Annotated in this window: 13 protein-coding genes; 5 read left to right on the forward strand and 8 right to left on the reverse strand. The window is 37.5% G+C overall.

All coding sequences use genetic code 11. The features are described 5' to 3' along the window. Positions 1-35: 35 nt before the first annotated feature. From AAC073_RS05035 to AAC073_RS05050, 4 genes are all read right to left on the reverse strand, one after another. Positions 36-1,916: a 6-phosphogluconolactonase gene (locus tag AAC073_RS05035; protein ID WP_339922749.1), complete on the reverse strand. Its 1,881-nt coding sequence runs from the start codon at positions 1,914-1,916 to the stop codon at positions 36-38. 10 nt (positions 1,917-1,926) lie between these two features. Next, positions 1,927-3,393 carry a sodium:solute symporter family protein gene (locus tag AAC073_RS05040; protein ID WP_339922750.1) on the reverse strand — a complete coding sequence of 489 codons (1,467 nt, stop codon included), beginning with the start codon at positions 3,391-3,393 and terminating at the stop codon, positions 1,927-1,929. A 218-nt stretch (positions 3,394-3,611) separates the two neighbouring features. Continuing rightward, on the reverse strand, positions 3,612-4,805 hold the full coding sequence (locus AAC073_RS05045) for a Gfo/Idh/MocA family oxidoreductase (protein ID WP_339922751.1): 1,194 nt from the start codon (positions 4,803-4,805) through the stop codon (positions 3,612-3,614). A 276-nt stretch (positions 4,806-5,081) separates the two neighbouring features. Next, entirely contained in the window at positions 5,082-6,434 is a 1,353-nt protein-coding gene (locus tag AAC073_RS05050; protein ID WP_339922752.1) for a Gfo/Idh/MocA family oxidoreductase, read from the reverse strand. A gap of 799 nt (positions 6,435-7,233) precedes the next feature. Between AAC073_RS05050 and AAC073_RS05055 the strand changes: the two genes are divergently transcribed. The 4 genes from AAC073_RS05055 to AAC073_RS05070 all read left to right on the forward strand — a co-directional run bounded on the left by AAC073_RS05055 (position 7,234) and on the right by AAC073_RS05070 (position 12,191). Beyond that, positions 7,234-8,238, forward strand: a complete 1,005-nt coding sequence (locus AAC073_RS05055) for a Gfo/Idh/MocA family oxidoreductase (RefSeq protein WP_339922753.1) — start codon at positions 7,234-7,236, stop codon at positions 8,236-8,238. A 314-nt stretch (positions 8,239-8,552) separates the two neighbouring features. Beyond that, complete coding sequence (locus tag AAC073_RS05060; RefSeq protein ID WP_339922754.1) at positions 8,553-9,635, forward strand: LacI family DNA-binding transcriptional regulator; 1,083 nt, start codon at positions 8,553-8,555, stop codon at positions 9,633-9,635. A gap of 597 nt (positions 9,636-10,232) precedes the next feature. Continuing rightward, positions 10,233-11,108 (forward strand): carbon-nitrogen hydrolase, encoded by an 876-nt coding sequence (locus tag AAC073_RS05065; RefSeq protein WP_339922755.1) that lies wholly within the window; start codon positions 10,233-10,235, stop codon positions 11,106-11,108. A 6-nt stretch (positions 11,109-11,114) separates the two neighbouring features. Next, positions 11,115-12,191: an agmatine deiminase family protein gene (locus tag AAC073_RS05070; RefSeq protein WP_339922756.1), complete on the forward strand. Its 1,077-nt coding sequence runs from the start codon at positions 11,115-11,117 to the stop codon at positions 12,189-12,191. Positions 12,192-12,241: 50 nt separating this feature from the next. Here AAC073_RS05070 and AAC073_RS05075 read toward each other — a convergent pair whose 3' ends face one another. Together AAC073_RS05075 and AAC073_RS05080 are read right to left on the reverse strand one after the other, a co-directional pair. Further along, on the reverse strand, positions 12,242-14,881 hold the full coding sequence (locus AAC073_RS05075) for a PAS domain S-box protein (protein ID WP_339922757.1): 2,640 nt from the start codon (positions 14,879-14,881) through the stop codon (positions 12,242-12,244). A gap of 409 nt (positions 14,882-15,290) precedes the next feature. Then, positions 15,291-15,803: a VOC family protein gene (locus AAC073_RS05080; RefSeq protein ID WP_339922758.1), complete on the reverse strand. Its 513-nt coding sequence runs from the start codon at positions 15,801-15,803 to the stop codon at positions 15,291-15,293. 116 nt (positions 15,804-15,919) lie between these two features. Here AAC073_RS05080 and AAC073_RS05085 point away from each other — a divergent pair, with 116 nt between their 5' ends. Then, on the forward strand, positions 15,920-16,234 hold the full coding sequence (locus tag AAC073_RS05085; protein WP_339922759.1) for a helix-turn-helix domain-containing protein: 315 nt from the start codon (positions 15,920-15,922) through the stop codon (positions 16,232-16,234). 172 nt (positions 16,235-16,406) lie between these two features. Here the strand turns inward: AAC073_RS05085 and AAC073_RS05090 are convergent, their stop codons facing one another. After that, positions 16,407-16,964, reverse strand: coding sequence for a DsrE family protein (locus AAC073_RS05090; protein WP_339922760.1), 558 nt, complete (start codon positions 16,962-16,964; stop codon positions 16,407-16,409). Positions 16,965-17,266: 302 nt separating this feature from the next. Further along, entirely contained in the window at positions 17,267-17,758 is a 492-nt protein-coding gene (locus AAC073_RS05095) for a CIA30 family protein (RefSeq protein ID WP_339922761.1), read from the reverse strand. Positions 17,759-18,033: the final 275 nt, after the last annotated feature.

Raw genomic sequence — 18,033 nt, forward strand, 5'->3', positions numbered from 1 at the left:
CCCCATATGAACACATTAGGAAAGTATAAAAAATATTATTTTTCTAGTGTTTGGTCGGAGACCAATTCCCCATCTTTATAGACTTTCTGTATGTTTACTACCTTGTCTTTGACTTTAAACAGTACCCAATCCTTATTCGACACCTTATCACCTGCCATGTATTTTAATGGCAGCACTGAGGCTTTTTTCCAAGCTTCAGACAAAGACAATAGTTGACTTTCAAGCAAGTAATCTATATTTTCCAACAGGTCCTTACCTGCCCCTGCCAATAATCCATTGGCACCTTTCATAGACAACCTTCCACTTGCTTCCAAAACAACCTTTCCACCAATGGGTGAATCATATTCTCCCGGAGCCATACCAGCAAAGCACGTGGCATCACTTACAAGCAAGCACTCATCACCTTTTGCACGGAAAACAACCTTTAAAAAGGAAGGTGGTAAATGAAAGCCATCAGCTATCAAACTGGCATAAATTCCTTCTTGAGCCATGAGTTCCCATATTATATTAGGATGGCGTTGCAAATTCAAAGGGACACCATTGCCTAAATGCGTGGCCAGGGATGCACCTGCATCTTTTGCCATTTGTACATGTGCTCCGGTGGCCAATGAATGTCCAATAGACACCTTGACCCCTCTTTTAGTACAAATTCTTATAAATTCTTCACTTCCTTCTAACTCGGGAGCAAGGGTAATTAAAGCAATTGGTTTCAAAGAGATCTCTTGAAGCTGATCCAAAAATGCTATAGAAGGATTTCTAGTAAATTCTTCGGGATGAGCGCCCTTAGCGCCGGGCTCTGATGAAATAAAGGGTCCTTCTATGTGAAGACCAGCCACGCAAGAATTTACCAAAGGATAGGCTTGGCAAGCCTTATTGATGGTCTCTACCAGTTGTAAAATGGTATCAAAGCCATTGGTGACAATCGTCGGGTAATAAGTGGTAACGCCTTTAGATAGCAAATACTTGGTACATTCCAAGATCGCTTCAGGCTTTGTTAAGGTCGTATTAAAATCTACTCCCTTGATGCCATTGATCTGAATGTCTACCAAACCTTCTCCTACATACTCATCTACCTCAAAATCTGCTGGCAATAGTACACGGGTATTGCTTATTGTATTCAATAGTACGGGTCGGTTGCTCAGGACATCAATAGCCGTTATATTAAAGGTTTTCTCTTCTTTTTGGATAGGAAAAGGATTTGAACCTGTGTCAAGAAACAATTCGCAATTTTCTAATTGTCGAAGAATGGAACCTGGACAACTGGTAGAAATTTCACCAAATAAGGATTGGTATACGGCAGCTTTTTTGGCAGTTCCTGGTACCACACAAAACAGGTAATTTCCATTGGTTAATGCAGGAATCGTCAATGTCAATGCAGTTTCAGGAACTTCAGAGAATTGGCCAAAGCAGCCATCATTGACCTGTTGTTGCCTGCAAAGCGTATCCAATGTCACCTTTTTAACAGTAAAAGAATCGTTAAAATCAGCCACAGGAGGATCATTAAAGGCAATATGACCATTTTCACCTATGCCTAAGCAAACGATGTCAATAGGCGCTTCATTGAGTAATTTTGAATACCTCTGTACTTCAATATCAGGGTTTACTTCACCGTCAAGTAAATGAACTTGATGAAAAGGTACGCAATCGAAAAGATGCCTCTTAAGGAAGTTTGAAAAAAGCGCTGGTGAATCCTTGGACAAACCAATATATTCATCCATGTGGAAGCCAATTATACGGTCCCATTGGATTTTTTTGCTAGAAGTAAGGTAGTTCAGCATCTCCGTCTGGGAAGGTGCTGCAGCAAAGATTATTCTTATATATTCTTTCTCTTTTAAAAGTTCTTCAATTCTATCCTCAACAGCTTTTGCAGCCGCGATCCCCATCTCATTTCGGGATTGGTGTAAATGTAAATTCATATTAGGTAAATTATTCTTTCTCAATGGACTGAAGTAAATCAGCTATTTTTTCTACATTCCTGTTGGCTTCAAAAAATCCAACAACAATGTACGTAAGGGTAGAGACTATTAAGGGTAAACTAATTTCTAATGCCAAACTTAATGCGTCTATGTTTTTTGTTACCACAAAGGTAATCAATCCAGCCACTATAGAACCTATTGCGGCAATAGGACCACTTTTCTTAAATACCGGAAGTAAACCAAAAAGCATCGGAATAGCGATCGGTCCCACTAAAGCGCCAAACCAAGAAATAATAAGGCCTAAAATGCCTCCAAAATATTCGTATTGAAAGGCTATTAATATAGTGAACATCGTAAAAACGAAGGTCGTCAATCTCGCCACAAACAAAGAGGACTTTCCTTTTTTGATTTTCTTGAAAACATTCGGTAAAATATCTCGGGTAATTACTGCTGATATAGTGTTAATATCTGAAGAGGTCATGGACATGGTATTGGCAAAAAGAGAGGCAATGACCAATCCAACCAAACCTGATGGCAATAACAATAGGGTGAGTTCTCCGTAGGATTTGCTTGGGTCAGCCAAATCTGGCAATAAAATCGGAGCAGCCCACATTGGGAAAAACAGTATTAGTGGCCATATTAGATATAATATTCCGGAAAGACGTGCCGCTTTAGTGGCTGCTTTTTCATTTGGAGAAGAAATGAACCGGGTAGCCAGGTTCCATTGCCCTCCATTATAGGCAAGAAAGTTGATAAATAAGAAAGCCAAGGCGAAACCTACTCCGTAAGGTTCATTGAATAGTTGCCCATTTTGTTGCGGAAGTTTATCCCACAATGTAAATATCCCTTCAATTCCTCCTAGGTGCTGTAAGACCACTACAAACATGACCAAGCCAGCCAGTAGTTGGACAATAAATTGAGCAAAATCAGTGATAACAACTGCCCATAAGCCTCCAAAAGTTATGTACAATAAAGAAATCCCACCTGATATTAATATTCCAACTGGAAGACTAACCCCAGTAAAAACATTGAGTAGAAGTGCTATAGCAGCCCATTTTGCGCCTACATCGAATAGTTTGAGGATAACGCCACTCCACGCCATCACTTGTTGTGTCCATAAATTGTAGCGGCGTTCCAAAAACTCCAACGGAGACTGTATCTGGTACCTTTTCCTTAGTCTAACCCAGTACACTGGAAAAACATGTGCACTTATTAATATCGATAGACCAATGGTTAATGCCCACCAAGTATATATAGCAAATCCATGTGTATAGGCCAATGCGGCATAAGCGACAAAAACGGCGCCACTGTATCCAGACACATGGTGAGAGATTCCTGAAAGCCACCATGGTAAATTGCCGCCAGCAACAAAATAGTCATCAGCGTCATTGTTTCTAAAATAAGCATATACACCTATGACGAGCATGAGCAAGAAAAAAAGGCCAATGACCACCAAGTCTAATTCATTCAATTTCATTGCAATATCTTTGTTTAAAGTTTAAGAGATATTCAATCTCTAAGTTAAATACGCACATTAACTACTTACTCCAATAGAATAAATATTTGGTTGGCATGGAGAAATAATAGGAACTGAGGGTTAATGCATTGGACCAATTAGGAAAAGTAAGAAAAACTGAACTCCTTCAGATTTCAGTTTTTCTACTCCTTGCTATAATGAGGGAAAGGAAAACAATTCTAACTTTTAGACCAATACTGGAATTTTTCTTCTTCCATGGCCTTATTGCCAAGGTGAACGGCCACTGCTGTGTCTTTTCCTTTGTTTACATCGCAAAAAGGTTGTCGACCTTCCCTTACGCAACCAACAAAATCAATTAATGCATAGGAAGTTGGGTCTAAGTCTTTACCATCATTTTTTCCAAATGGAATTGGTTCTCCTTTATCCCCTGACCCATTTTTAACTGTTGCTCCTGAAACACCATCTACCGTCCCTAGCTCCAAATATTTGGGTTCTGCATAAATAAATGCTTTGTCCCTCAAGATCTCTACCGTTCCCTCAGTACCTAAAATATTCATAGAATAGCCTTTGTACGCATTGGTCAATACAGAACTAACACTGGACATGATGCCTTCCGGGTAATAATAGGTAGCTCGAACGTGGTCAAAATTTTCTCGTCCATCTTTCCAATAATCCAAGGAACCCATACCTGTTACTTTCTGAGGAGAAGTACCAACAAACCAATTGACAATATCTATCTGGTGTGCGCAAAGTTCTGTCATCAATCCGCCAGAATATTCTTTGTACATCCTCCAGTTAATATGTCTCTCCATGGCAGGATCTTTCACTGGTTTTCTCCAGTCTTGGTTGCTGTGATATTGACATTCAAATTGTGTGACTTGACCACACCAGCCTTTGTCAATGATTTCTTTAACCTTATGGTACAGGGCATAATACCTATATTGGTGCCCAACCTGCAAAATGGTAGAAGAGCCATTCACTCTTTGCGCCAGCTTTTCTGCTTCCTCTATTGAGTAGGTAATTGTTTTTTCTACGTATATGTGCTTTCCTGCATCAATGGCATCCATTGCCATTGGAAAATGAAGGTACAATGGTGTGGCAATAATAACGGCATCAACATTGCCTTTCTCTAGTAGCTCCCGGTAGTCAGAAAATCCTTTTGCTCCTTTGTCTGCATAGGCAAGGCCTTTATCAAGGTGTTCTTTAATCGGATCGCAACAGGCTACCAAGGATATCATGGGCAGATTTCTCATAAGGGAAGCCAAACCTTGCCCTCTGCTTCCACATCCTATCAGTCCTACTTTCAATGGTTCTTCCTTATCTTTACTATAAGAAAATGGAGAAAAAGCAGAGAGGCTTAACCCTGAAGCAGCCATAGCACTGGTAAGTATAAATTTTCTTCTTGTGTTCATTGAGCAAGTAATTTTCGTTAACGTTACCGAATTAATTTTTAAATAAACGAATTTTTTTTAAAAAATCTAAATAACCCAAAGTATTTCCTTTCTGAACTTTAATTGGTACACAAAGGAAAATCAATGATTGTATCTTATATTCAATAGGAACCTATACCCCATTTGAGTTTAAATACCCAGTTTACGCAAAAAAAAGCAACTTCACCATAGATTTTCTAAGTTGAAATTGCTTTTTGTAAATCTCATTTAAGCCGTGTCAATTAACTTAAAGTGGCATCAGACTTTTGGCTCCCAGCCTTTTTCATACGCTCTGCTCCAAAATTTATTAGCAGCTTTGTTTTTAAGTATATGTCCATTGCTTGGATCGACATTTAAAGTTTCTCCACTCAACTGGGCAATATTACCAAGTTGACACAATAAAGTACTGATATGTCCACTTACAATATCTGAATTTAAAGGTACACCTTCTCTGATGTTGGAAAATAAATTTTGAATGTGTACACTGTCGAGGGCCTGGGCAGGATTTGCCAGATTTCTTGGATCAATTTTGGTGTCATTTTTAACCTCTTTGACAATGTTGTTGTTCAGGTCAAAGATGGTATAGGCATTTCCACCTTCAATTTTCAGTACACCTGTTTCTCCAAAAAACATTACGCCAACACTTGCTCCTTCTATGGTATGTCCATTGCAACTCCTGCCTTCCCAGGTAATCTGGGTATTGTTGTCAAACTCCATACTGATCGTCTGCGTGTCTGGGGTCTCCCAATCATCAGCATACCTGTATCTTCCACCAGAAGAATTCACTTTTACAGGATAATCAACACCTAAGCCCCATCGGGCAAGATCTATCATATGTGTACCATTGTTCAGGGCTTCACCAGTCCCCCAGTTCCAGAACCAATGCCAGTTATAATGTAGGTAATTATCTTTATATGCAGTTCTTGGCGCAGGACCTTGCCACAAGTCATAATTCAACCAATCCGGAACGGATGCAATTTTACCAATACCTATAGAGGGCCTATTATTTGTGTACCAGGTTTTGGCATAATAGGGTCTACCGATTACCCCAGCCTTCAATTCATTAATCCCTGCGATGACATTTGGCCAAGACCGACGTTGATTGCCCATTTGAAGTATTCGATTGTATTTTTCGGCTACTTTCACTAAAATTTCTCCTTCATTTGGATTGTGACTGGCAGGTTTTTCCAGGTACACCTCTTTACCTGCCTGGCAAGCAAGAATTGCTGCTGGGGCATGCCAGTGGTCTGGGGCTGCCACTACCAATACGTCCACATCCTTGTCCTCTAGGCTCTTCCTAAAGTCAGGAACAGCCTTTGGACTAAACCCTTGTGCTTCATTCACATGTGCAATGCATTTCTCAGCAGCCCTCGTATCTACATCACAAATATGGATAACGTCACAATTGTCCTGTTTGGCAAAATTTCCTGCCAAAGCTTTACCTCTGCTGTTTACCCCCATTACGGATACCTTAATTCGGTCATTGGCACCAAGGATGTTTCCATAACTTTTGGCAGAAAAAGCAGGAAGCATCCCCCCTACAGACAATGCTGTGGCACTTACGAGTGATTGCTTCAAAAATGTTCTTCTCGAATCTTTTACCTTTTTCATAAAATTTAATTTAATGCATAATTAATGGCCTGGATTTTGAATATTGTAAGAACAAAGTTTCAAATTAGTTTAATATATAAACGGAAATAAACTGTTTTCAACTTTGGCATTTATCATCATTTGAATCATATAGGGGACTTCATTTTTTTAATCATCCGAGTAAAATAATCCATCAATTTTTCAGCAAGAGTTTTACAATCGATTTCCAGATTAAAAGGACTAAAATCGGAATTTACTGGTGACATGTTTACGTTACCGGATTAAATAAAAATCCTGCTCTACCTATCTAATAGACAAGGAAGTTAGATAAAGAAAACACAAATAAATCCCAATAAACACCTTTAAATAAGGCATGTATCACAAACTTGATTATTAGAAATAATCTTACTTTAATAAGGAAGTAAAAGTTTTTGAAACCCCTTATTAAAAATCAAATTATCCAATAGTTTAAAACTAGCCATTTAAGCTAAAAAATCCTATTAGGATATATTATTCTAATGAACTGCCTTATAATAAACTAAAACACATTGATTTTAAAATAATGTAATTTAATTAACTACACAAGCATTCAATTACCAATATTTATTTGTTTTTATTATGTAAAACACTAGATTTACCAGTAATGATGTGTACGTTAACGAATAATCTAACCCATTGAACCTTATTTTTAAAAGATCTTGATTTTAAATTGTAAGCACAACTTTAAGAATGCTTGAAAGAACTGGGAATATAGCCTAAAGTTCCAAAATCGTTCAATATAAACCATCTGTCCTTTATCCACTTCAACTCAATACAAGACATGAAAAATCTCGAACAATTAAAACGCAGAATCTTTTTAAAAAGCTCAGTAGTTGCTGGCCTGGGTTTGACAATTGGGCTCCCCTCCTACGGGAATTCCCTGATAGAAGGGAAAAATGTGGGCATTATCGGCTTAGACACCTCTCATAGTCTTGCTTTTACTAAAGTTTTAAATGGAAATAAAGACAATGCAAGTTACCATGGATACCAGGTAGTAGCTGCTTACCCGTATGGCAGCAAAACGATACCCTCAAGTGCCGATAGAATACCAGACTACATAAATAAAATTAAGGAATACAATGTCACCATTACCAGTTCTATTCAGGAATTATTAGATAAAGTAGATGTAGTCTTGCTAGAGACCAATGACGGTCGACTTCACTTAGAGCAAGCCATGGACGTATTCAAATCTGGGAAACGAGTATTCATTGACAAACCTGTGGCAGCATCATTAAAGGATGCAATAGCAATATTTGATGCAGCAAAAAAATACGATGTTCCGGTATTTTCTGCTTCCTCTCTTCGATACATAAAAGGAATAGAAAAACTAGAAGGTAAAATAATTGTCGGTGCAGACACTTACAGCCCAGCAAGCCTGGAAGCTACCCATCCTGATTTATACTGGTATGGAATCCATGGAGTAGAAACTTTATTTACAGCTTTAGGCCCAGGCTGTATATCCGTAACGCGTACCCACACCCCATTTACTGATATTGTAACAGGCATTTGGGAGGATGGAAAGGTTGGTACTTTCAGAGGTACAAGGTCTGGAGATTCTGGTTTTGGGGGCACAGTATTTACTGACAAGGGTGCAATTGTGCTTGGCCCTTATGGAGGATATGAACCTTTATTAAAAGAGATTACCAATTTCTTTGAAACAGGAGTGGTTCCTGTTCAGCCGGAAGAGACATTAGAAATATTGGCCTTTATGACGGCTGCTGATGAAAGCAAAAACAAAGGTGGCAAATCTATAAAATTAGCAGATGTAATGAAAAAAGCCCGTTAATCTATTTGGTTGATACCAGATTAATTGGATGAATCATTCAATAATTGGTAAATGTTTTAAACGCGTTGAAATGAAGAGATAAGAACAGAAATTATAATTAATTAAGAAGTAGCAGATTTCTAAAATACAATAACAGATTGTCTTTAATTTGGTCAAATTAGGGGTAGCAACTACACTTAGATGAGAGAGCAATGAAGCAATTTGGAAAAAGTAGGGGTAAAACGAATTATTCTTTTAATTTTGAAGGTCAATTCAATCAGCTACGGATAAGTTTAATAATTCTTTACATTATCATCTATTGATTGTTTACTATAATGAAGCTTTATAAGGATGGAATGCATATGAAAAAACCAAGCAGTCAAACGGGAGTCAAAGAAATAGCAAAACGAGGAAATGTATCCATAGCAACTGTAGACCGAGTGATTCATAATCGCCCGGGAGTTTCAGCCAAAACCAAAGCAAAAATAGAGGCTATCATTAAAGAATTGAACTACCAGCCCAATGTATTAGCTAGCAGATTGTCCTCAGGAAAGGTTTTTCATTTAGCAGTTATTATACCCAAAACTTCCATACATTCCGATTTCTGGGAAGCGCCATTAAAAGGCATTGCCAAAGCAGAATCTGAAATCAGACAATACGGAGTTACGGTCGAAAACTATCTTTTTGACCTGACAAATAAAGCTTCCTTCGTTCAGGTTACAGAAGAAATCAAGGATAAAAATATAGATGGGGTTTTGATGTCCCCTTCCTTTGTTAAAGAGGCTGATGAATTCTTTCTTTATTGCCAAGCCAATAAAATCCCTGTGGTATGCATAGACAGTAATATTGAAGCTGAAGGGAGTCTGTCTTACATCGGCCCCCCTTTATTAGAAAGTGGCTATGTAGGAGCTAGTCTATGTAAACTTGGGATTTCCAAAACACCTAAAGTCCTAATTGTAAACATTGCAAAGCAAAAGAAAAGCTTCAATTTAACTCAAATTGAAGCAGGGTTTAAAAAGTTTTTCTCAGAGCCTCCAAACCAGGCCACTTGCATTAATTTAAACATTCAGGACATAGATCAGGAATCAGTAGAGCTCTTCCTTCACAAAACCTTTATAAAAAACCCAGATATTGAGGCTATTTTCGTTACAAATTCAAGGGTTTTTGCAGTTGCTGAATACCTGGAAAAGCGAGGGCGGACGGATATCATGTTAGTGGGTTATGATTTTCTTAAAGAAAACCAAAAACACTTAGAGAAAGGCACCATTAATTTTCTAATATGCCATAAACCTGAAGAACAAGGTTATAAAGGTATCATGAGTTTGTACCATTCCCTTGCATTAAACCTCTCTGTTGAAAAACTTTATTATATGCCCATTGACATTGTTACAAAGGAAAATCAGGAATTTTATAGGTAATGTAATTGAAGAATTTGGAGACAAATGTTCATTCAAACTTTTGTCAAACTTTCAAGTAGCCATAATCGACTGATTGAATCCTGATTTTTAGATCCATTAGAACACAAATTTGATTTGAAAGGTAACCAAGAATGTATTACAATTGACTGCTTAATTGAGATGCTAGGAATAGCGGATTTTGGCCAAAACTAAATATTCCGAACATTTCATCGCCTGTTTAAATACTTTGGGACTAAGACAAATCTCGACTTTTAGAAATGATGTTGTAATAATTGGTATGTAGTAAAGCTTATTTTTTCCACTTAATATCAGACTGTGATTTGATGGTAATAATTGTCTTTTTTCTCCCCTTTCTTGTCATTTACACCTACTCCCCATTTATATCTATATCAAAAACAAACTCAAAGCATCTACTATTCGTTACGATGAATGAAATTGGATAAAACGTTAAAAATATTAAACCAATCGCATAGTTATAGCCTTTCTATTTAATCGCTTACCAAAAATTAAAAATGCTAGAAAAGGAATTTAAGCATATCGTTTTGGGATTGCAGCATTAGGTGGTATCTTTGTTCACGCATTAAAAAAGAATTAATTTTGGCAAATAAAACTGTAAAAATAGGCTTGGTTCAATTGAGTTGCAGTGCTGATGTGGCAGCAAATCTTGAGAAAACCATTGCAGGCATACGTAGTTCTGCTGCACAAGGAGCTCAGGTAGTTGTGCTTCAGGAGCTTTTTCGATCTCTATATTTCTGCGATGTAGAAGATTATGAAAACTTTAAATTGGCCGAGGCTATACCAGGCCCGTCCACAGACCTCTTTAGCAACTTGGCTAAAGAACTAGGCGTTGTGATCGTTGCTTCTCTTTTTGAAAAAAGGGCGGAAGGATTGTATCACAATACCACGGCAGTTTTAGATGCTGATGGTACTTACCTCGGCAAATACAGGAAAATGCATATCCCTGATGATCCTGGTTATTTTGAGAAGTTTTACTTCACTCCAGGCGACTTGGGTTATAAAGTTTTTCCAACCAAATTCGGGAACATCGGTGTTTTGATCTGCTGGGATCAATGGTATCCTGAGGCTGCGAGAATTACCGCTTTGAAAGGTGCCGACTTTTTGGTTTACCCTACAGCGATTGGCTGGCACAAAGATCAAGATGGCCTAACCAATGAAGAACAATACGGTGCATGGCAGACCATTCAGCGTTCACATGCCGTAGCCAATGGCATACCTGTTGTTTCGGTAAACCGATGCGGGATAGAAGGCGACATGAAATTCTGGGGTGGCTCTTTTGTTTCCAATCCATTTGGAAGGGTGATTTTTAAAGCCTCTCACGAAGAGGAGGAAATTCACGTAGAAGAACTTGATTTTGAGAGTTCCGACCGATATAGAACACACTGGCCATTCCTAAGGGATCGGAGAATTGATTCTTATCAACCAATTACCAAAAGATTTCTTGACGAAGAATAAGCAATCATGAAAAGTATTTTTGATCTAGCTAATTCAGGGGAAGTTACTCCGGCAGAATTGGGGTATTATTTCCCTGCTGAATTTGCTCCACATACCGCTACCTGGCTAAGTTGGCCGCATAAAGAAGAATCTTGGCCAGGGAAAATTGAAACAGTTTACCCTGCTTATGCTGCCTTTATCAAAATTGTAGCCCAAGGAGAAATGGTAAATATCAATGTGAGCAATGAGGCCATGAAAGCCTTTGCCTTGACTCACTTAGAAAACGCGGGAGTGGATCTAAGCCAGATAAAATTTCACTTCTTCCCAACCAATGATGCTTGGTGTAGAGATCATGGCCCTGCATTTTTGATCAACCCTAACGCTGCTGAAGCCAAGGCAGTGGTGAAATGGAATTACAATGCTTGGGGAGATAAATACCCTCCTTATGACCTAGACAACTTAATTCCTCATAAAATTGCTGACCATTTAGGAGTGCCATGTTTCACGCCTAACATTGTAATGGAAGGTGGTTCTGTGGAATTTAATGGAGCAGGAACACTTCTTACTTCAAAGGCCTGTCTATTAAACAAAAATAGAAACCCGAATTTAAATCAGGCTCAGATCGAAAAATATCTGTGTGATTACTACGGGGTAAGCAATATTCTTTGGGTAGGTGATGGGATTTTAGGAGATGACACCGATGGACATATCGATGACATTACGCGTTTTGTAAACCAAGACACGGTACTTACTGTGGTAGAAGAAAATAGGCTAGACGAAAACCATTTAATTCTGAAGGAGAACCTACAATTGCTTAGAGATATGCGTTTAGAAGACGGCAAGCAATTGAACATTGTGGAATTGCCAATGCCGGGAGCTAAATTTTATGAAGACCAAAGGTTGCCAGCGTCCTATGCTAATTTTTATATCGCAAATGAAGCTGTAATAGTCCCTACATTTAAAGATAAAAATGACCAGAAAGCCATTGATATCATTTCAGGTTGCTTTGCTGATCGGCAGGTTGTTGGGGTTGATTCACTAGATATTATTTGGGGATTAGGTTCATTTCATTGCTTAAGTCAACAAGAACCAGCGGTAGTTTAGTGGATAAATGAATACCTTCTAATTGTCCAAATTCTAGCTTTAGTGAAGCTTTATAAAGCTTCATGGCTGGTTTGCACAATCTTTCTAATGACTTCATCTAGTTCAGTAGCTGATGTCATGATAAACTTAAGAACTTGTTCCTTTTCATCCTCACTTAAAGATTCTGAATCGGCCCTAAGTAACTCAACCAAGCCCATTATTCGTGCCAGAGGGGCGCGCACTCCATGAGATTGCATCCATGCAATTTTTTTGAATTTCTGGTTTTGGCCTTCAATGGCCTGAATATGTTTATAACGTTCGGTAATGTCTGTTGCCAATATTACTTCCGCGTCCTTGCCTTGATAGGTCAATGCATTGCTTTGTATTTCAACAATAATCTCTTGCCCATTTCTTTTTTTATGCAAATATTCATCTCTGTTATAGCCTCCTTCATTTTGTATTATTTGTAGGACAGCCGCTTCCAATTTAGGGATTTCAGACTTGGGCCTTATCTCTCTTAAAGTCATGTTCAAAAACTCATCATAGGAATACCCATAATGCTTAATAGCTGCTTTATTGACATCCAGAAATTTTAAGGTAGCCAAATCATAAACCCACATTGGCTGTGGACTAAGATGGAATAAGTTAGCATAACGTTGTTCGGATTCTTTAAGGGCTTTTTCATGTTGAATTCGGTCTGAAATATCCAGACCTAAAGCCTGCATTTCTGAAGGTGCTCCATTTGCATCTAAAACACAAATAAAATCCCAAAGAGTAGTGATGATTCTTCCATTGGTAGAAGGTTTGTCTAATTCAATTTTAAAAACTTTCCCAGGTTCTGCGATGCATTCTTCAACTGTACCTTGTACTTTCTGATGATGGTATTCCATAATGGATGACATACAATTTTCACCCAATATCTTCCCATCGGCATATACCCAGCCAAATTCTTCAATAAATTTTTTATTTACATAGGTGTAATCACCATTCATATCGGTACGGACCACATAGTTGGTTTGTGATTCGTATAAACCCCTGAAATACGCCTCACTCTTTTTTAATTTTTCTTCGGTGAGAATTCGTTCAGTAACATCTCTTGAATTGGCCACTATGCCTCCAACTGCTGAATCATCCATGAGGTTAGTAAAAATGGTTTCAATCCATCTCCATGAACCATCCCCGTGTTTAAACCTAAATGGCTTGATAGCGAGATGTTTCAATTGTTTCAAGCACAAGAGACTTTCATAAACAGTTTTCTTAAAATCAGGATGAATTAATTCAAAGGCATTTTTTCCAATATATTTCTCTGGCGGAGTGCCGAGCACTAAAGTAGAAGTAGGGCTTACGTATAAATAATTACCTTCAATATCAAGGATGGCAATTAAATCAGAGCCATTTTGAACCAAGGCTTTAAATCTTTTTTCACTTTGCTCAATTTCAAGTTCAATTTCTTTTTGATGAGTGAAATCAAGAATAATAGCGTCCCAAATAGTACTACCATCCTCCAAACGGGAAGGGCTTCCTGATCCCTTGTGCCATTGTGTTGTACCATTAGGATGATAATAGGGCCATTCATGCTCCCAAAAGCTTAAGTCTTCAGCAGATTTTTGAATTGTTAAAAGAAATGCATCTAAATCGTTCTTTTTAAATCTTTGCCAAATTAAATTATTGTTTTGCATAATCTCCTCGGCAGAGAAGCCCCAAAGGTTTTTGGCTCCATTGCTTAATAGCTGCACCTCACCTTCACCATTTGGGTAGCGCTTATAGCGAAAAACTGCACCGGGTATATTGTTAGTGATTGTCTGAAATTGTATTTCTGTGTTTTTCCGCTCGGTAATATCGGTATGGGTTCCCGCCATAAGAAGCGGTTGTCCATCTGCTGCCCAACTAACAACTTTACCTAAGTCATGAACCCACACGATAAAACCCTTTTTGTGTAAAAAGCGAAATTCACCTTCATAGAATTCGGATTTTCTTTCAACACAAGCTTTAACCTTTTCATTAAGGGCCATTGCATCTCCAGGATAGATAAGCTTTTGAAAAGATTCAAAGTTAAATGGTTCAAGTTCTTTTAACGTGTAACCTAACATTTCCGCCCAGCGCTCATTCACGGTAACTTTTCCATTTACAATATTCCATTCCCAAATACCAGCACGGGTAGCATTGATGATATTGTTTAGACGGATTGTTTCTAAAGAAAGATTGTCCCCTATTTCCTTGATCTCTATCCGATTTTTGCGTAACTCAAAAAGCTGAACCACCTGATTGGCTAGAGATTTCAAGGCTTCTAACTGTTTTTTTTCAAGGGATCGAGGTTGCTTGTCTAAAACACAAAGCGTACCAAGTGCATTTCCATCCTTACTTACCAAAGGCATGCCTGCATAAAAGACGATATGAGGTTTGCCAGTAACCATAGGATTATCTTTAAAACGCTCATCTTTTCTGGCATCTTTCACTAGGAAGATTTGTTCAGGAGATTTAACGGCATGCGCGCAAAATGACCACGTTATTGGTGTTTCAATATCAGTCAATCCATGATTTGATTTGAAAAATTGTCGGGTATCTGTCACAAGCGATACCAGAGAGACAGGCGTGTTACAGATTAAGGCCGCCAGACCGGTGATTTCATCATATTCTTTTTCAGGCAAGGTGTCCAAAATCTGCAATGATTTAAGATCATTTAATGCGCTATTACCTAAATCATTCGCCATTATCTCTCAATTTTATAAAACTACGAGACTTATTTAAATATCAAACCAATCCCAATAATACAGGAAGTCAGTAGAAATTACCATTTTACACAAATTATTCTAGCCTTAAAAAAATACCTTCTAAAAAGAAATTTAAAAGCTCGTTTAATTCTTAAAATAAATTAACCTCAACTCAATAAATATATTAAACTTATTAATAAATAATAAAGGCTAAATTTAGTGGTAATTGTCTTACCAATGGCTGATTTTTCCAAGAGATAATTTCAAGCAGTTACTGTATTCCACATCAAAACAACAGAGAGATAAAAAAGTTTACTTTTGATTACCCACATTCTAAGCCTTATTGCCTAATAATGCAAAACCTTTGTCTTCTTTGCTTAGCGTTTATGGTGCCTGAGGCTTCAAAGTTCTATTTTTGGTAAGCGCCTGAGGAATAGGTGAGCTCGTAACTATGGGTATAAATTTCAAAGACAATTCCAAAAGGATCTTCCACGTAACACATTTTATAAGGTTTGTCATTGGGATAATATTCTCTAATAGGCATTCTTTGCTTGCCTCCATAGGATAAAATCTTATCTATTAATGTTTCAATATTAGGATCTTGAATGCAAAAATGAAATAATCCCGTATTGAAAGGGTTAAATTCGGGCGCTTCCTTAACTCCGTGGGGAAATGAGAAAAGCTCTATTCCTATCCCATCAGAAGTTGACATATGGGCAATTTCAAATTCCTCCCAGTTTTCTCCAAAAACGTCTATGCACATTTGCCCAATGGCCGTATGGTTTTCTTTTTTTACTATAGATGGCTCCATGATGACATACCAACCCATTACTTCTGAATAAAATCGTACTGCCTCTTTAATTTTGGGTACGGTAATTCCAATGTGCGAAAAGGATTTTGGATAATTTTTATTTGCAGTCATATCTTAATTTTTTTTTCAAAATTGGGTTATATTTGCTTTAATTGCAAGAACACACTTTATGGTAACCTACTTACAAAAAAGGGTACTATTCTGATTATAAGTGATTTAAAATTAAAATGAAAAATAAAAGTTATTGCCCACTTAACTATACGATGGATTTAATAGGCACGAAATGGAAACCATTGGTATTGTTTCATTTATTGGATGGACCTTTACGCTCTGGAATATTACAGAAAAAGGTACCTGATATTTCTAATAAAATGTTTACCCAAACAGTAAGGGGGTTAGAAAAAGATGGTCTTCTTGTCAGAAAAGTTTTTCCTGAGGTTCCTCCGAAGGTTGAATATTACCTTAGTGAAAGAGGAAAATCCCTCGAGGATATTTTAAGAAGCCTAGACAGGTGGGGATTGAAAGACAATGAGAGTACCTGAGAAGCTCCATATCGAATATTAATTTGTATTCGTTAAGTCATGTACTAAAAATACAGTCAGGCAATAATCTTCCAGACTTATAACTATCAAAAGCAATCATTCGATTGCCATCCACTAGGATCAAACCAGAAAACCAACTTTTAGCACCTTGATTATTCAATAAGAATAAGAATTAGAATTTGATGAGACCATAATTATTCCTTTGGTATACGGTCAACACGGTCATAGCCGATAAACCAACTTTTACCTCAGGCAGCAAATCTTCTTTATTGTATCCCCTAGACATCATTGATTGCCCACAGATATAAATGCCTACCCCCATTTCTGAAAGGGTTTTGATCAATTCTTTATTGGGGTTTTCCACATTATACTTCGCCTTATAGGCTTCGGATGACAAAACATCTTTTGTAGATCCACCATGTACAACAAATGCCAGGTGTAAATTTTCTTTTGGTATTCCGGAACGAACATGCATATTGTAATAACGGTGCAAGCTTGATATAATAGCGTTGTGCTGACCTGGGTCTGCTTGATCTCTGTCCACATCAAATACCGCCTTGTATTGTTGGGTACTGTCTAGCGGGAAATCCACATTATCTATGGAATAAACAGGTCCATAATCATCGAAAACAGGCCCAGTAGAGGATTTGACATTTTGCCCAAAAGAGGGGGTTACATAAACTAAAATAATGGCTAGAAAGAATAGCTGACTTTTAAATGTTTTTTTCATAGGGTAATTAATTCCAATTTTCTAAATATGCATTTATAAATACACCACAAGTTAGCCAATGCTTAGCATCCCAATAAGAGCAATGACAGCAATTAGGCTTATTGAGCATTTTTCTTTGGTTTAGCCATTTTAAGTTATGAAAAAAAGCGAGACCATCATCAAACAAACCCCAGAATGATTTTAGCTAAAACGACCTGGCAGAAAATCTACCTCGCCCTACACCTATTCTTTTTGAATAATTAATATTGAAAAGCCCTTATTTGTGCGTAACCTGGCACGCGTTATTGTCTCCTTGTCAAATCTTATTTCAACACAATACTGTCTATCTCAAGATTGAAATTTTCTTCCTTCTTATTTCCTATTAAAAAAGTAATCTGTTCTAAAAAATTCTCGTGAAAATTTGCCTGATCAAGTTTTCGTCCTCGAAAAGATGGATACATCTCATCAAGAGTAAAGGCAATTTCCTGCCATTCTCCTGTGGTTGAAAAAGGTGCGATGTACGAATAGTAATCCTGAGAGTTAGCTTTTACCCTAAATTGATAATTCTTGCCATCTCCACGAAGTTTAACAGTAACTTTAGAAAATTCCTTTACATCCAATTTTTGAAATCTGTAGCGAACAGACGAAAACCCTCCATTATTAGCTAAAGAAATACGCCCCTTGAATACACCGTGTCCATCATCATTCAAAGTAAAGGACCCTGAGGATTCACCTCCCATCACCACATCATCTACAATTGTCCAGCCCTGTATGTCTGACTTTTTGTTAAAATCGTAAATTAATATCGAGTTCATTGAAACATATAAGATTATGCTATAAAGGATAATTTTCATATAACAGCGCTAAAATGGTTCGCGTCTACTTAAAGAAAGAACTTTTTATTTAAGCTAATGTTTAGAATAGCGCTTTTATAGCTTCAAGATTTTGGACAATCTTAATGAAATTTTTTTTACGATTTTTATTTTGCGCTAAAACACATTTGCTGATACGCCGATATGGAACAAGCATTTTATCTCAACTATTTCACCAAAAGAATGCAACCTGTCACTAGTGTAAATGGCAAGAAGTA

Origin of the sequence: uncultured Cyclobacterium sp. (assembly GCF_963977555.1) — a bacterium.
GTDB lineage: Bacteria > Bacteroidota > Bacteroidia > Cytophagales > Cyclobacteriaceae > Cyclobacterium.

Bases quoted from the DNA above. Each gene is read 5' to 3' on its own strand.
- AAC073_RS05095 (WP_339922761.1), bottom strand. From the start codon at position 17,758: ATGAACTCGATATTAATTTACGATTTTAACAAAAAGTCAGACATACAG.
- AAC073_RS05060 (WP_339922754.1), top strand. From the start codon at position 8,553: ATGAAGCTTTATAAGGATGGAATGCATATGAAAAAACCAAGCAGTCAA.
- AAC073_RS05040 (WP_339922750.1), bottom strand. From the start codon at position 3,393: ATGAAATTGAATGAATTAGACTTGGTGGTCATTGGCCTTTTTTTCTTG.
- AAC073_RS05080 (WP_339922758.1), bottom strand. From the start codon at position 15,803: ATGACTGCAAATAAAAATTATCCAAAATCCTTTTCGCACATTGGAATT.
- AAC073_RS05050 (WP_339922752.1), bottom strand. From the start codon at position 6,434: ATGAAAAAGGTAAAAGATTCGAGAAGAACATTTTTGAAGCAATCACTC.
- AAC073_RS05045 (WP_339922751.1), bottom strand. From the start codon at position 4,805: ATGAACACAAGAAGAAAATTTATACTTACCAGTGCTATGGCTGCTTCA.
- AAC073_RS05035 (WP_339922749.1), bottom strand. From the start codon at position 1,916: ATGAATTTACATTTACACCAATCCCGAAATGAGATGGGGATCGCGGCT.
- AAC073_RS05075 (WP_339922757.1), bottom strand. From the start codon at position 14,881: ATGGCGAATGATTTAGGTAATAGCGCATTAAATGATCTTAAATCATTG.
- AAC073_RS05090 (WP_339922760.1), bottom strand. From the start codon at position 16,964: ATGAAAAAAACATTTAAAAGTCAGCTATTCTTTCTAGCCATTATTTTA.
- AAC073_RS05070 (WP_339922756.1), top strand. From the start codon at position 11,115: ATGAAAAGTATTTTTGATCTAGCTAATTCAGGGGAAGTTACTCCGGCA.
- AAC073_RS05085 (WP_339922759.1), top strand. From the start codon at position 15,920: ATGAAAAATAAAAGTTATTGCCCACTTAACTATACGATGGATTTAATA.
- AAC073_RS05055 (WP_339922753.1), top strand. From the start codon at position 7,234: ATGAAAAATCTCGAACAATTAAAACGCAGAATCTTTTTAAAAAGCTCA.